Raw genomic sequence first — 15,020 nt, 5'->3', positions numbered from 1 at the left:
TATCATCTTTTAAAATGTCAAAGACGATCAGTTGCGGTTTTCTAATAAATTCGGCTTTTTTCTAATATGGCATTCGCTTGTTCTAATAAAACCGGGGTCTTCTAATATCATCGCCGGATTTTCTAAAATGTGCATGAACTTTTCAAATAACAGATCCGAACTTTCAAATATCCGATGCACTTTTTCTAATAAAAACTTTTTTCTTCCAATATATCCCCACGCGCACCACCAAAATAAAAAACTACAGCAAGGCACACACCCCTCGCTGCAGTTTTCATTCCTTATTTATCTGTTGGAATACTAACCGTCACTTTAAACAGGTCCCCATCAACTGCGATGTCCAATTGCCCGTCATGCAAATCAACAATTGACTGTGCAATGGCTAGCCCCAGCCCTGAACCTTCTGTATGACGTGATGTATCGGCACGTTTGAAACGCTCGATTAATTGGGACGCTTCCTCGTTCAGCTCGTATTTCGCAACATTTTTCACAGTCAATTCGGCATTCCCCTCATACGACTTCAAGTTGACGTAAACACGTGTGCCTTCCAACGAATATTTACGTGCGTTAATAATTAAGTTATCAATGACACGCCACCATTTTTGCCCGTCCACACGAGCATAAATCGGCTGTTCTGCGATATTGATACGTAAATCCAAATTGGCTGCTGCAAAGTCTTCTCCATGCTCACCGACCGCCTGCTGCAACAGTTGTGCTAAGTCGATGCGCTGTTTCGTAATTTCTACATTGCCGCTTGCCATTTTCGATACTTCAAATAAATCTTCAATTAATGTTTTTAAACGATTCGATTTCGCATCTAAAATGTCGATATATTTTTTTCGCTCTTCCTCTGTGATTGCTGGATTTTTCAGTAAATCCGTATACGTAATAATTGATGTGAGCGGTGTACGCAAATCATGGCTGACATTCGTAATGAGCTCTGTTTTCATCTGCTCACTTTTTGCCTGTTCATTCATACTGTTACGGACACCTTCACGAAGCCCATTTAAATTTTCGGCGTGTCTTGCTAAAGGAGATTTCCCTTTCACCTTTAAATCTTTTGTGAGACGGCCATGTGCCATGTTTTCAGTATGCTGCATAATACGGTTCAGGTAGCCCATACGACGCATGAACATATAGAGTGCCGGAATAAAGAACACTACAAATAAAAACATATAGAACAGGAAAACACCGAAACTGCCTGCTGTCATAACAACGGCAAATCCAAAGCCTCCAAGGAAAACAACAAGAAGCAATATTAGTGACTGCATCCCGATTGAACGATTTTCAAACATTGAGATGGCACCATCTACAAACTTCGCCGTAAATGTCTCCGGCCAGATTTTCTCCACATCACGTTGCCCTTTTAAACTTACCCATATTGAAACAACCATAAAGACGATTGCAACGATAAGCGCAAAACTGATAACGCCTGTCACGATAAAATCCGTAAGAAAACCTGAACGATTATCCGTATAGTGATAAATTAGCGTCTGTATGGATCTTGTAAAAGATCCATTAAATAAAAATGCAAAGTATGTTGCAATAAGAGTTGCTACGATTCGAATATCAATAGGGAAACGTTCAAATAGTTCACGTAGCTGGAACTGACGATTGAACTGTTCAAGCATCGGTTTTAAAGAAGTCATCAATAAAACAAAACTGATAATTCCCCCAAGAATAATGCCGTAATACACATATTTCGTAATGATAAACGCACTTTTTTCATTGCTTATATGAGTGTTTGCGATCCAACTAGCCGGCACAGTTACAACACCCGAAATATCCGATAAATCCTGCTCAAGTGTATAGCTATCTTGCAGAATCCCCATGCTATCATACTCATAATAATTAAGCGGATAGAGACCTGAGAGGTTTTTCCCTACATTATTTACTTGTTTTTTAAAGACACTCTTTTCACTAATATCGCCATTACGGTAAACTTCTCCGGTTTTTTCATCTTTAAATTCATAAGCAAAGTGATTGTATTTGCTCAAAACTTCTTTCTTTTCTCTTTCAATTTCTTTTAGCTTCTGCTGAATTGCTTTTTCCTTAATTACTAGTATTTTTTCTTTTACATACTCATCATCTTCAAAGTTTTTCTTAATGTCAGCAATTTTGGCATCACGTTCTTGTTCGATTGCCTCAATAACTTCCTGATCTTGTGTTGCGTTTATTTCGCTTGAATACTGCTCTTTAATATTTTGAATTTGCTCAGCAAGGGAGCCGTAATATGTACGGTAATCGTACATTTCCTCATCCGATACTGTTAAAGCCCCTTTAAATTCCTCTTCCGTCGGCGTGTTAAACACATATTGCGAGAACTCGTATACTAAGTTCTCTGCCTCGTTGTTATAGTTTTGCGATTCATAAAAAGTTTTTCCTAAATAACGACCGCCATTAGTAAAAATTAAACTGAGTGCAGTTGCCACCACAAACATAAGAAAAAGCTGGAGGTATAATTTATTGTTTTTCATTTTTCCTTCCTCCTCACTTAATTATAGAAAATATAGGAATTGCTTTACTAAGGGCACGAATCGCCCTGTCAAATAGTCGATAAAATAAGTCCCGATAAAATAAAAACCGATCACCGCGCCGAGAGCTCCAACCCAAGAGAAAATTTTACTTTTCAATTTTATAACCCAATCCCCACACCACTTTTAAATAACGGGGATTTTTTGGATCGGCTTCGATTTTTTCACGGATTTTCCGGATATGCACGGCAACAATATTTTCTGCGTTATACGCGGGTTCATTCCATACGAGTTCGTAAATATCGCTGATTGAATAGACGCGCCCCGCATTTTTTAGTAGAAGCTCAGTTATTTTATACTCAGTCGGTGTCAGTTTGACAGGTTCTCCGTCCACACGGATTTCCCGCGCTGCAGCGTCCAGCTCCAGTCCTTCAACAAGCGGAGCGGCTTCTCCTGCCGTGCCGAAGTTGACATAGCGTCTTAGCTGGGACTTGACGCGTGCCATCAATTCAAGCGGGTGGAACGGCTTTGTAATATAATCGTCCGCACCTACTGAAAGCCCATGAATTTTATCGCTTTGTTCCGCCTTTGCACTGAGCATAATAATCGGGATATTGCGTTCTGCACGAATTTTGAATGTGGCGGTAATCCCATCCATCTTCGGCATCATGATGTCTAAAATCATACAGTGTACTTCATTTTGTTCAAGCAGTTCGATTGCCTCAAGCCCGTCTGCCGCTTTTAACACCCGGTAACCTTCATTTTTCAAATAAATTTCTATGCCGTCCCGGATGTCCTGATCGTCATCTGTTACGAGCACCGTCAGCTGATTCATCTTTGCTCACCTCACAACTTTTTCTTATAAGTTTATAATAAAGCCCATTTCTTAACATCTAACTACTGAAAATCTGAAGAAATTCTTAAGATTTCTTATTTTACATTAAATGAGATTTTGCTTTCGAGGAAGTATTGTCTATAAAAATAGCCGGTTCTACTTTATACGGGATTTGTTCTACTTTCACGGCCAAAAATTCTACTTTTCTTTTAAATGGATCCACTTTCGGGCCAGAACTTTCTACTTTCAACACAGTATCGGCTAATAAACGCAGCCACAGTGCCACATCAGTGATTTTTTCATAACAAAGCAAAAAAACTGCCTCCTATGAAGCAGCTTTCTTTGTGCCGAATGTTAACACAATTATTCCACCTAATAATAGACTAACACCAATCCATGCAACAAATGTTAAATGTTCCCCTACTAAAAACACACCGAGTAATGCGGCTGTTAAAGGTTCGGCTAAGCTCAATGTTACCGCGGCCGACGAACTGATTTTCTTCAAGCCGCCTAAAAATAATATGTATGCCAAACTTGTAGCAGCAAGTGCCATAAAAAGAATCGGCCATATATTCACGCCTTCTGTCAGCCAGCCAAAACCGTCTTTTGCTGCAAGCGGCAATAAAAATAAGGCGCAAATGGAAAAAGTCATTGCAACAGCAGGCAATGTTTCTTCCCGTTTCATCAACTGCTTACTCACATTCGTATAAAGGGCAAACATGGAACCTGCAGCCAATGCTAACCCTATGCCAAGCGGGTTGATCGCCGTCTCACCTTGATTCATAAATAACAGCAGGCAGCCGACGATAGCGAGCACTGTTGCAATTGCCCATACGAGAGTTGGCCGTACTTTCCAAAAGATCCACTCGATGAATCCCGCAAATACAGGCGCGCTGCCGATTGTTACAACCGTTCCTACTGCAACTCCAGTAAAGCGGACAGATGTGAAAAACAGACTTTGGAATAGAGCAATCGCGATCGCCGCTAAAATGGTCCACTTCCATGACCAGTTACGAAATGAAATTTTCCGCATTGCCAAAACCGCAAGCAGTAAAACGCCTCCGCCAATACCCGACCTTACACATGCTACCGCAAACGAAGAAATCCCTTCCGTTAAAAAGGTTTGTGTTGTTCCTACCGTCCCCCAGAGCATGGCGGCCATAAGCACAAACAAATACGGTAAAATATTCACATCCTACACCCCATTTTTATTAATTATGCTATCATACGTTAGAAGTCCATACGAGATGAAGTTTTGTTAAAATCGATTTATAATAAGATTAACTTAAACTAAAAAGGAGGCATCATGATGTTTAAAACAGTAGAACAAACTGCAGCAGATATAGGCATGCCTGAACATCAGGTTTTACAGTACATTTATGCTGGTCGCATAAAAGCAGTACATGATGGTGAACACTTTTTAATTAATAGTGCGCAATTTGATACGTACCATCAGCAACTCGAACGAATTAAAGAAGAAATTGAAATTTGGAAAAACACTCCGATTCCCGAAGATGTCGATATAAAAGATGAGGACTAATAGAAAAGAAGCGAATTCGTTCATCGAGTTCGCTTCTTTTTAATCTCTTCTTATTAAATAGTGACTGTAAACCCTGCACGTTTCCCGATAATTTCAGCATAATCCTCTACCATTACACTTGCTGTCGGATACATCCCTGCTCCAGGCCCAATTACGGATAATGTTCCGATATAGTTTGTCTCCATCGTCACCGCATTGAACACATCATCTACAGGATAAAGCGGATGTTCATTGTTCACGAGTAGTGGTGCCACTTTTGCATGAATTGTACCGTCTTCGAGTTTTTCCACTTCTGCCACATGACGATAGCGAAGACCTTGCGCTGTTGCTTCCGCTACTTGTTCTGATGAAATTGTATCGATTCCGATCACTTCTACCTCTGCCCAATTTGGCTGTTCCCCAAATGCAAGGCTCGATAAAATCATCAGCTTTTTAAATGCATCCTGACCCGATACATCGTTAAATGGATCCGCTTCTGCATAACCTAATTGCTGTGCTTCTCTCAATGCTTGTTCAAAGCTCCAGCCCTCTGCACGCATCTTTGTTAAAATATAGTTTGTTGTTCCATTTAAAATTCCTTGAACGCAGCTTACTTCGTTGACCAGAAGAATATTTTTCATTGTTTTAATAATAGGTACACCACCTGCTACCGTTGCCTCAAAGCCGACGAATACACCATTTACTTTCGCCAATGCTTCGAGCTCCTCGCCCCGTTTTGCAAGCATTACTTTATTCGCTGTAATGACATGGCATTTTGCCTCAACAGCACGTTTTAAGTAAGTGAATGCAGGCTCTTCATTTACAATCGCTTCAAATACAACTTGCAGATTATTTTCCGCCAGTACGTCATCCATTGATTCCGTCATTAAATGTTTTGTGCCCGGTACACGCTCACGGCTTGCATCGGTTACTAAAATCTTCGCGACCTCCAGTTCAACACCCAGCTTTTCGCGAAGTTCCTGCCTCTTTTCATTTAAAATATGGTAAATTCCCTGACCTACTGTGCCAAATCCTAAGATCGCTGCCTTGATTGTTGCCATTGCCTTTCTCCTCCAAATTCTTAACACGCATATATTAACGAATAATTCAAAAAATTTATCTTAAAGAAAATTCTATCCTATATAATACATGAAAACAAGGATAATCTCGCCTAGAAGGACATTTGTTTACTGTAAACGGTCAATATTCATTCAAATTTTATTTTTTAAGAGCTAATTTGGAGACTACGATGTTAATATTTCCAGTCACTACTTGTGTTTGGGGCTAAGCAGTTGAGAGAGTTTTGTTATGTTCTAATATATTCGGAAATCGTCTAATATATTTTGAAATGTTCTAATAAAATTGCGATCTTCTAATATAACCGGTTAATGTTCTAAAATGGGGTCGCAATCTGCTAATATCCTCACTCAATTTGCGAATATCGCTCACACTTCTTCTAATATCGCTCATCATTGTTCTAATAAATCGCAAACACCGGTTTCAACAACCATTTCCTGCCCGGAAAATAAGCGTACCCAACCATCAAATTCACCCAAATTCTAATAACATCGACATTTCTTCTAATATCCCCAAAATTTCTTCTAATAATCGTTTTCATACTTCTAATAAACCATATACACCGTGTAAAAAAATCACCAAATAAAAAAACACTAGCAAGGGGGCTCGCTAGTGTTCCGGAATTATTTTATACTGCCACGTTTATATCATTATATGCCCGTAAACGATAGGCAGTTAAAATCTTGGTCATGACGATTTCCTCTTTTGCCGAGAAGTCAGGGACCGCGTATGGGCGCTCTACTAACTGAAATTCCCCATATTTTAAGAACCACTCTCTAGCTGGCGACAAAATATGGGCTGTACCATGAATTCTGTATTCCTCGGCAACTTCTTTTATAACATAACCCGCTGTGGCAAGATCGTGAGATTGTTCTGAGAAAGCACTGTGTCCGAAAACATGCTGCCACATCGTATTCACATCCGCCAAAATTTGCTGGATCGCACAAGCGTTCACAAATTCCTTTACGTCATTTAGTTCATAAATAATATAGGCTGCAACGTTTTGTGCACTGTATACTTTCCCCATGTTGAACAACTCCTTTTCTTCCAATGATGCTGCAACATCACTTTAAATTTTTTCGGTTGATAATATAATTATCCCAATTGTATTACTAGGTATTTAATTTGTCAATAAAACTTATAAAAATAGTAGGGATTAATTTTCTAAAAATTGCTTAGCTTTTCGAATGGGAAAAGCTAAGCCTTTTTTTAAAGCATTATGCGTTTGTTTCTACTCCAACTTCCGCTGCAACTTTCGCTAATGCCTGCTCTAAATCCGCGATAATATCTTCCGCTGCTTCTAACCCGATCGATAAGCGAATGAGCTCTTCCGATACGCCGGCAGTTTTTAATTCTTCCGCAGATAACTGTTGGTGTGTTGTGCTCGCAGGATGAATAATTAATGAACGGGCATCGCCAACGTTCGCTACATGTGAGAACAATTCCACGTTATCGATTACTTGGCGGCCAGCTTCACGTCCGCCTTTAATTCCGAACGTAATGATTGATCCGAAGCCGTTTTTCAAATACTTTTTCGCTAAATCATGTGTCGCAAAATCTTCAAAGCCGTTGTAATTCACGTACTCCACAAATGGGTGGTTTCTTAAATACTCGGCAACTTTCTGTGTATTTTCATTGTGTCGGACAATACGCAAATGAAGCGTTTCAAGTCCTTGCAGGAAATTAAATGCCGCGTCAGCAGATAATGTTGGACCAAAATCACGCAATAGTTGAACACGAAGCTTTGTCGCAAATGCAGCGCCTGCTGTGTCAATTCCGTATCTTAGACCGTGGTATGAAGTATCGGGTTCTGTAAACCCTGGATGTCTTCCTTGTGTCCAGTCGAATTTACCGGCATCAACGACAATCCCGCCGATCGTCGTTCCATGACCGCCAATCCATTTTGTTGCAGAATGAATGACAACATCCGCGCCGAATTCAATCGGATTACTTCCATATGGGGAAGCAAATGTGCTGTCGATTAATAAAGGAAGACCATTGTCATGAGCGATGTTTGCTACCGCTTCAATATCCAGTACTTTCAAGCTTGGATTTCCGATAATTTCTGCGAAGATTGCCTTCGTTTTATCAGTGATTGCCGCTTGGAAATTCTCAGGATTTGATTCATCTACGAATTTTACTGTAATGCCGTAGCGAGGCAATGTTGTCGCGAATAAATTATATGTCCCACCGTAAAGTGAACCTGCCGCTACAATTTCATCCCCTGCACCGGCTACGTTTAAAATAGAAAATGCTACTGCTGCTGCGCCAGATGAAAGCCCTACTGCAGCTGTGCCCCCTTCTAATAAAGCAACCCGTTCCTCAAATGCCCCGACTGTCGGGTTCATAATTCTTGAATAAATATTGCCTGTTTCCTGTAATGCAAATAGACGTTGCGCATGAGCTGTGTCATTAAATGCATAGGCCGTTGTACGGTAAACCGGAACTGCAATTGCTCCTGTTTCCGGGTCTGGCTTTTGACCCCCGTGTAATAATAATGTTTCTGGTCTTAAATTTGTCATTTTAATACCCCCAAAAATTTAATCGATGGTGAAATCGGTGTTTTTGAGGAGGATTTTTTAAATGAAAAAAACCCTCTTCAGTTAAGAAGAGGGTTGCGCATGAGCAAGTTTGCCTCCTCTTATCTTTCAAAATGATTGTCCATTTTGTAGGATTTAGCACCTTAGTCAGTTCATCACTTACTGGTTGCCGGGCATCTCAGGGCCTATTCCCTCCGCCGCTCTTGATAAGAGTTATGTGATTTGTGTTCCATCGTTGAGTCTCAGTATAAAACATACTAATCCGATATGTCAACACAAAAAAATTAAAATTTTCAGATTTCTATTCTGATTACTCTTATCTGTATTTAACGATATGCAAAAATTTCCTCCCTATGAATTGAATAGACGCTTATAATCGACTTCAACTAAAATATTGACTAAAATAAGCTTGAAGGATATACCATTAAGATTTTTATTACATAAAAGGGAGATGTTCACGTGAATACAAAAGAATTATTACGCAGTCACACATCTGTTCGCAAATATACAGGTGAGGAAATTTCAAAAGAAACTGTCATCGATTTAATCGAAACAGCACAAATGGCGGCAAGCTCGCATTTTGTGCAGGCATACAGTGTTATCTGGGTAACGGATGAAGAAAAGAAAACTAAGCTGGGTGAACTGTCTAAAAACGAATTCCAATTCAAAACAGCTGGTGCCTCTTTCTTGTTTTGCGTAGATTTCAAACGTTTGCAGGTAGCTGGTCAAAAGCACGGAGTCGATATTTCTGCTGACACGGCTGAAAACGTGCTTGTAGGTGTAGCAGATGTTGCATTATTTGCGCAAAACTTTGTTATTGCAGCAGAATCAATGGGTTATGGCATTTGCTATATTGGCGGTGCCCGTACAAATCCTAAGGAAATTAGCGAGCTGTTCAATTTACCGGAATATGTTTTCCCGCTATTTGCGATGACGATTGGTACACCGACAAAACGCAATGAAACAAAACCGCGCTTACCAGTAGCTGCGGTATTGCATGAAAATGGCTATGACGTTGATCAATACGATACGCTTCTAGATGAGTATGATGGGATTATGGAAGACTATTACAGCAGCCGATCTTCAAATCAAAAGACGGCAACATGGACGAAGCAAATGGCTGATTACTTAGTAGAACAAAATCGTCCACATATGAAAGAGTTTCTCGCTTCACAAGGTTTCACTTGGAAGTAGGCTAATAAACCAAAAATGCTATTTTTCTCTGTGAGAAAAATAGCATTTTTTTGCTGAGCGTTAAAAATTGATTTCCATTCCGGGACGCTTTCCGCGGGCACGGCCTGAGCCTGTAGTCTCAGGCGTCGTGCTGTTCCCGCTGGAGTCGCCCTACATTCCAATCAATTTTACAAAGTATCCGTTTCTTAATAAGGGTTTTCTTCTTATTCAGCGGTACTTCTACTTCTGCCCAAATTTCTTTGTTTATTTCAATCCTTCAATTTGCAATGCTTTCACAGGCTGGAAATCTTCCCCTGTTTTCGCATACGTAATGGTCGCCTGATCGCCTTCTTGCAAGTAAATTGCAAACGGTGCAACTTCTGTAGAAACAATGAAGTTTTCACCTGTATTTGCCAGGAATGATACGATCGTGAAATCACCTACACGCTCTTTATAAACACGCACGACTTTTACCGTCGCCTTTGCTTCTTCAGCATTTGAAGTACCGTCTACCGTACTTCCGCCACGACTTAGCGCTGTTTTATAAAGTCTTAACGCTTCATTTGGTGTTGTACCATACGCCGAAATTTCAGGATTTGCTGCTGACACGATAAAGTAATTTTGCAGGAATCCGTTCGCATCGAGTACAGCTGACAGCCAGCTCGCTTCACCGTAGAAGTTGTAAAGGATCGGCATTTCACCTTCCCATTCTTTTTCGATGAACTTTTTCTCGATAATTTCAAGAGCCCCTTGGGAATCCATATAAGACTCTTCCAGATTTCCGGTATAGTACGTCGCTTCACCGGTACGTGCATGTGTTAATGCATAACCAAGCATCGAGTCAACGCCCTCTTTCGGACTTGTAAAATCAGTGAAATAATACATTTCCCCATCTTCCATAAAGATCGGGCTTACATTTGCTTCCGTACCTTCATCGCTCGGCAACTTAACATCCTTTTTACCGACTAGACTGTTCCAGAATCCGTGCACATAATTACCGTAATAACTATTTTGCAAACTTACCGCTTCCGGTGATACCGCACCATCAATAAATGCCGGTACATCTGCAATCGCGATTTTCTCTGTTGCACCTGTCTCCGCATCAACAAGTACAACCCCTTTTACATCAAAGCCGTTACGTGCTGAAATAAATTCCCCGTAAGAACGGATGTAATACGGTTTACCATCCTCATCAATTTCAAGCTGCGGATCTCCGTAGAAAATTAATGATGGATTTTGAAGACGAATATGACGCTCCAGGTTTTTATTTAAATAAGCAGATGGAACATAGTTCATTTCAGCCTTCACAAACTTTGGATTATCGCTTGAGTCTGTAGCACTCATCGTGAAATAACCAGGTGTTGTTTTTCCGTTGAACCATTTAAAGAATCCTGAAAATTCTACAGGTGCAATGTAAACATACTGATCATTTACTTTTTGAATTTGCAGGTTTCCTAATTCATAATAGCTCGTGTTTGGAACCTGTCCAAACGCTTTCTTCATTTTGTTTTTAACAAATTTTGGCGGTACACTTGCCGGTGTTTTCGTCTCATCAAACGACGAAATTTCCGTTTTTTCTTTCATCTCTGAAGATTTGAATTTTTCATTTGCATTTAAAAATGGTGCACTTACTAAATAGCCGATCCCAATAATGCCAACAAGCACGATGGCTGATTTAATTTTTTGCTCCTTCCCAACAGCAAATATTGCCCCAATAATGGCTACAACAGGTATTACGTATAAGAAAATCGTCCAGCTTAGATCGATTTTCGAAATATATACTGTTAAGAATACTGATATAAAGCTTACAAAAAATGTCGTAATGAATAAGCTCGTAAATGTTTTTGATGAAAGCTCCTTATTGCGAACTTTTTTTGATAACGGCATTAATAATAATGTGATCAAAAGTGATCCAATTGCCGTTATTAGCAATAATTGTCCCATAACAATCACCCTCTCTTACTTACTATGTACGAATAACCTCCCAAAAAGATTCATAAACAAGTAAAACTGCATAATTTCTGGCATAATAGAGCATATATTGTATTTTTATGAAATCATAGTTTGGTTGTTTAGTAATTATATATAAATATTTTACTCAGGGGGTTAATGGATGGCACGGAAAGTTTTGATTTTACTGTTCTTCGGGCTTGGCTTGTACTATGTATTCTTTTTTGAAACGATTGATAGTTCACTAAAAATGGTCTTTAAACTTTTGCCAATGATTTTGCTTATAGCGCTTGCACTTTTAACAAAAGTACATGTGAAATCACCATATTATTGGCTGATCTCCATCGGTTTAATTTTCTGTGCGGTTGGCGATTATACATTGCAATGGTTCATCGTTGGACTGAGCTTTTTCCTGATCGGTCATATTTTCTATATTTTTGCATTCCGTTCAACAAATCAGCAGAACACACCACTGTATGTAAAAATTACTTTAGCTTTATACGGTGCGGTTATGATGTTCTGGATTGCGGGAAGCCTGCTACAAAAAGGAGACACTGTACTTGCTATTGCAGTGACTGCTTATATTTTAGTAATTTTAACGATGGGATGGACATCGTTCCGAACAGGCAGTAAGTTTGCTGTCATCGGCGCCACCCTCTTTATCATGTCGGATTCGGTTTTGGCTATTAACCGTTTTATGTTTGATGTTGCCTATTCCCATATCTTGATTATGTTTACGTATTACGGCGCACAGTTTTTCCTCATGCTCAGCATAATTGATTATGATCGATTACGCTAAAGCGTAATCGTATCCAGATTTTTTAGACCCACAGGATGTGGGTCAGTCAGCCGTTGTCACACAATGTGACGTATTTAGGCTGACTTCATTATTCATTTAAAAAATCTGTGACATCTGCCAGAGGCTTATCTTCATTCAGCGGGTACTTAAGTAGCCGCTGAATGAAGATAATTAGTTCAAATTCCGAAATAAAAAGTGTAGAATGAAAGCAATAAGTATTTAGGAGGTCTTTTTCGGATGAAAGAGAAAGTAATTGAACGTTTAGTACGCTATGCAAAAATTGATACACAATCAGATTTCAACTCTGACACAACCCCTTCTACAATGAAGCAATTCGATTTATTACATGTATTAAAAGATGAATTGGCAGCAATCGGTTTAACAGACATTACACTTGACGAAAACGGCTACCTTTTTGCAACACTTGAATCGAATACAGACAAAGACGTACCGACACTCGGCTTTTTAGCGCATGTTGATACAACATCGGATTACACAGGAACAAATGTACAGCCTCAGCGCATCGATAACTATGACGGTGAAGCGATTACATTAAATAATGGGTTAGTAATGGCACCGGACTACTTCCCGAACTTAAAGAACTATGTTGGCCAAACGTTAATCACAACAGATGGCAATACATTGCTTGGTGCGGATGACAAAGCCGGCATCGCTGAAATTATGACTGCGATGGAATACTTAGTGAAAAATCCGGAAATCAAGCACGGGAAAATCCGTGTAGCATTTACACCGGACGAAGAGATTGGGCGCGGTCCACACAAATTTGACGTCGAAAAATTCGGTGCGGATTATGCATATACGATGGATGGAGGTCCGCTTGGTGAATTACAATTTGAAAGCTTTAATGCAGCTGGCGTAAAAGTAACGACACGCGGTACGAATATCCACCCGGGTTCGGCGAAAAATAAAATGGTGAACTCGATTACAATGGCGATTGAATTCCAAAACGAAATGCCTAAAGATGCAGTTCCTGAAAAAACGGACGGCTATGAAGGCTTTATCCACTTAATGCATTTCAACGGCGGCATTGAAGAAACAACAATGTCTTACATTATCCGTGACCATGACCGCGCTAAATTCGAAGAGAAAAAAGCGTATATGGCAAAGGTCGGCAAAGAGTTACAGGAGAAATACGGTGAGGAAGCAATTACAGTAGCGATTGAGGATCAATACTATAATATGGGCGAAAAAATCGAGCCTGTTATGGAAATCGTCGATATTGTAAAAGAAGCGTTTTCTAAGTTTAATATCACACCGATTGTTGAGCCAATTCGCGGCGGTACTGATGGTTCCCAGCTTTCATACATGGGCTTGCCAACACCGAATATATTTGCAGGCGGCGAAAATATGCACGGCAAATATGAATTTGTATCAGCTGAAACAATGGAAAAAGCGACGGAAGTCATTATTGAAATCGTTCAGTTATTTGAACAACGTTAGAACAAAAGTGCTAAAGCGCCCGTCCAACTCCGAGTGGGCAAAACGCCACGTCCATGTGGCATGCCCCCAACGACTCACATCGTGTGAGCCTCAGACATTGGAGGGCCCGATACAACGGCAAAAATATAATGAATGAAATTGAATGGAGCGATTACTTTCGCTTCATTTTTTTGTATACTTAATAGACAGAAAATTCAATACAGATAAGTGAGGTGTGTTATGAAGGAAATACTGATTGGCATTTTAGCGGCTTTATTTTTTGCGGTTACATTTGTATTGAATCATTCAATGGAATTGGAAGGCGGCAGCTGGCTATGGAGTTCTTCGCTCCGCTATTTCTTCATGCTTCCTTTTCTTATTGCCATTGTCGCGATTCGGGGAAAAGTCGGATTTCGTATTTTATCGAGTGAAATGAAAGAACATCCAGGTGCGTGGCTCATTTGGAGCTTTGTCGGGTTTGTATTATTTTATGCGCCGCTTACATTTGCCGCGGCATTCGGTCCAGGCTGGCTCGTATCAGGTACATGGCAATTTACGATTGTAGCAGGTGTATTGCTTGCCCCTCTTTTCATAACGACCATTGCTGGAAAAAACATCAGGGCAAAAATCCCGCTTATTTCACTCGGCATCTCAGGCATTATTCTATTCGGGATTTTGCTTATCCAAATTCCGCAAGCACAATCGGTTTCAATAGATAGCCTGCTCCTCGGTATACTGCCCGTTGTCGTTGCGGCATTTGCCTACCCTCTCGGCAACCGGAAAATGATGGAACTTTGCGGCGGTAGAGTGGATCCGTTTCAACGGGTTCTAGGGATGACAATCGCTTCCTTGCCTGCATGGATCTTGCTTGCAATCTATGCATTGTTTACTGTTGGCCTTCCATCCGCGAGCCAAGTGTATCAATCACTGCTCGTTGCTGTTTCTTCGGGCGTCATTGCCACGATACTATTCTTTATCGCTACAGACCGTGTACGCCATGACCAAGGAAAACTGGCAGCAGTTGAAGCAACACAATCGACAGAAGTTCTTTTTGCGATGGTCGGTGAAATGATTTTACTAAGTGTACCACTCCCGCAGCCGATTGCTTTAATCGGACTGGCGGTCATCATTATCGGCATGCTGCTACATAGCTATCACACAGTACTTATGAATAAACGATTACAAACAGCAAATGAAAAAGGGTAGCGACATC

General features: G+C 40.3%; 13 protein-coding genes and 1 riboswitch. Of the genes, 5 read left to right on the top strand and 8 right to left on the bottom strand.

Annotated features, from left to right (window positions below; translation table 11 throughout):
• Positions 1-281: 281 nt before the first annotated feature.
• The 4 genes from MHB58_RS01925 to MHB58_RS01910 all read right to left on the bottom strand — a co-directional run bounded on the left by MHB58_RS01925 (position 282) and on the right by MHB58_RS01910 (position 4,501).
• Positions 282-2,477, bottom strand: coding sequence for a histidine kinase dimerization/phospho-acceptor domain-containing protein (locus MHB58_RS01925; protein ID WP_340734568.1), 2,196 nt, complete (start codon positions 2,475-2,477; stop codon positions 282-284).
• Between the two features lie 145 nt (positions 2,478-2,622).
• The gene (locus MHB58_RS01920; protein ID WP_014824875.1) at positions 2,623-3,309 is read right to left on the bottom strand and encodes a response regulator transcription factor; all 687 of its coding nucleotides are present in this window, start codon (positions 3,307-3,309) and stop codon (positions 2,623-2,625) included.
• Positions 3,310-3,409: 100 nt separating this feature from the next.
• Complete coding sequence (locus MHB58_RS01915; protein ID WP_014824876.1) at positions 3,410-3,622, bottom strand: hypothetical protein; 213 nt, start codon at positions 3,620-3,622, stop codon at positions 3,410-3,412.
• A gap of 12 nt (positions 3,623-3,634) precedes the next feature.
• Entirely contained in the window at positions 3,635-4,501 is an 867-nt protein-coding gene (locus tag MHB58_RS01910; RefSeq protein ID WP_340734567.1) for an EamA family transporter, read from the bottom strand.
• 117 nt (positions 4,502-4,618) lie between these two features.
• Here MHB58_RS01910 and MHB58_RS01905 point away from each other — a divergent pair, with 117 nt between their 5' ends.
• Positions 4,619-4,849 carry a hypothetical protein gene (locus MHB58_RS01905; protein WP_008406258.1) on the top strand — a complete coding sequence of 77 codons (231 nt, stop codon included), beginning with the start codon at positions 4,619-4,621 and terminating at the stop codon, positions 4,847-4,849.
• A gap of 53 nt (positions 4,850-4,902) precedes the next feature.
• Here MHB58_RS01905 and MHB58_RS01900 read toward each other — a convergent pair whose 3' ends face one another.
• From MHB58_RS01900 to MHB58_RS01890, 3 genes are all read right to left on the bottom strand, one after another.
• Positions 4,903-5,889, bottom strand: coding sequence for a homoserine dehydrogenase (locus MHB58_RS01900; protein ID WP_008406257.1), 987 nt, complete (start codon positions 5,887-5,889; stop codon positions 4,903-4,905).
• A 644-nt stretch (positions 5,890-6,533) separates the two neighbouring features.
• Positions 6,534-6,932, bottom strand: coding sequence for a hypothetical protein (locus MHB58_RS01895; protein WP_014824879.1), 399 nt, complete (start codon positions 6,930-6,932; stop codon positions 6,534-6,536).
• Positions 6,933-7,122: 190 nt separating this feature from the next.
• The gene (locus MHB58_RS01890; protein WP_008406255.1) at positions 7,123-8,427 is read right to left on the bottom strand and encodes an O-acetylhomoserine aminocarboxypropyltransferase/cysteine synthase family protein; all 1,305 of its coding nucleotides are present in this window, start codon (positions 8,425-8,427) and stop codon (positions 7,123-7,125) included.
• Between the two features lie 116 nt (positions 8,428-8,543).
• Positions 8,544-8,658, bottom strand: a riboswitch (SAM riboswitch).
• Between the two features lie 246 nt (positions 8,659-8,904).
• Here MHB58_RS01890 and nfsA point away from each other — a divergent pair.
• Positions 8,905-9,639: an oxygen-insensitive NADPH nitroreductase gene (gene nfsA, locus MHB58_RS01885; protein WP_014824880.1), complete on the top strand. Its 735-nt coding sequence runs from the start codon at positions 8,905-8,907 to the stop codon at positions 9,637-9,639.
• Between the two features lie 243 nt (positions 9,640-9,882).
• Here nfsA and MHB58_RS01880 read toward each other — a convergent pair whose 3' ends face one another.
• A complete protein-coding gene (locus tag MHB58_RS01880) occupies positions 9,883-11,562 on the bottom strand; it encodes a hypothetical protein (RefSeq protein ID WP_014824881.1) in 1,680 nt (559 codons plus the stop codon).
• A 169-nt stretch (positions 11,563-11,731) separates the two neighbouring features.
• Between MHB58_RS01880 and MHB58_RS01875 the strand changes: the two genes are divergently transcribed.
• The 3 genes from MHB58_RS01875 to MHB58_RS01865 all read left to right on the top strand — a co-directional run bounded on the left by MHB58_RS01875 (position 11,732) and on the right by MHB58_RS01865 (position 15,013).
• Positions 11,732-12,367, top strand: coding sequence for a lysoplasmalogenase (locus MHB58_RS01875; protein WP_014824882.1), 636 nt, complete (start codon positions 11,732-11,734; stop codon positions 12,365-12,367).
• A gap of 237 nt (positions 12,368-12,604) precedes the next feature.
• Positions 12,605-13,828, top strand: coding sequence for a peptidase T (gene pepT / locus MHB58_RS01870; RefSeq protein WP_014824883.1), 1,224 nt, complete (start codon positions 12,605-12,607; stop codon positions 13,826-13,828).
• 219 nt (positions 13,829-14,047) lie between these two features.
• Positions 14,048-15,013 (top strand): DMT family transporter, encoded by a 966-nt coding sequence (locus MHB58_RS01865; RefSeq protein WP_014824884.1) that lies wholly within the window; start codon positions 14,048-14,050, stop codon positions 15,011-15,013.
• Positions 15,014-15,020 lie beyond the last annotated feature (7 nt).

This window comes from Solibacillus sp. FSL K6-1554 (assembly GCF_038005185.1).
GTDB classification, from domain to species: Bacteria; Bacillota; Bacilli; order Bacillales_A; family Planococcaceae; genus Solibacillus; species Solibacillus silvestris.
Note: the sequence above shows the minus strand (reverse complement) of the source record. Positions and strands in the feature narration are given on the sequence as shown.

Bases quoted from the DNA above. Each gene is read 5' to 3' on its own strand.
- MHB58_RS01925 (WP_340734568.1), bottom strand. From the start codon at position 2,477: ATGAAAAACAATAAATTATACCTCCAGCTTTTTCTTATGTTTGTGGTG.
- MHB58_RS01920 (WP_014824875.1), bottom strand. From the start codon at position 3,309: ATGAATCAGCTGACGGTGCTCGTAACAGATGACGATCAGGACATCCGG.
- MHB58_RS01905 (WP_008406258.1), top strand. From the start codon at position 4,619: ATGTTTAAAACAGTAGAACAAACTGCAGCAGATATAGGCATGCCTGAA.
- MHB58_RS01900 (WP_008406257.1), bottom strand. From the start codon at position 5,889: ATGGCAACAATCAAGGCAGCGATCTTAGGATTTGGCACAGTAGGTCAG.
- MHB58_RS01895 (WP_014824879.1), bottom strand. From the start codon at position 6,932: ATGGGGAAAGTATACAGTGCACAAAACGTTGCAGCCTATATTATTTAT.
- MHB58_RS01890 (WP_008406255.1), bottom strand. From the start codon at position 8,427: ATGACAAATTTAAGACCAGAAACATTATTATTACACGGGGGTCAAAAG.
- MHB58_RS01880 (WP_014824881.1), bottom strand. From the start codon at position 11,562: ATGGGACAATTATTGCTAATAACGGCAATTGGATCACTTTTGATCACA.
- MHB58_RS01875 (WP_014824882.1), top strand. From the start codon at position 11,732: ATGGCACGGAAAGTTTTGATTTTACTGTTCTTCGGGCTTGGCTTGTAC.
- pepT (WP_014824883.1), top strand. From the start codon at position 12,605: ATGAAAGAGAAAGTAATTGAACGTTTAGTACGCTATGCAAAAATTGAT.
- MHB58_RS01865 (WP_014824884.1), top strand. From the start codon at position 14,048: ATGAAGGAAATACTGATTGGCATTTTAGCGGCTTTATTTTTTGCGGTT.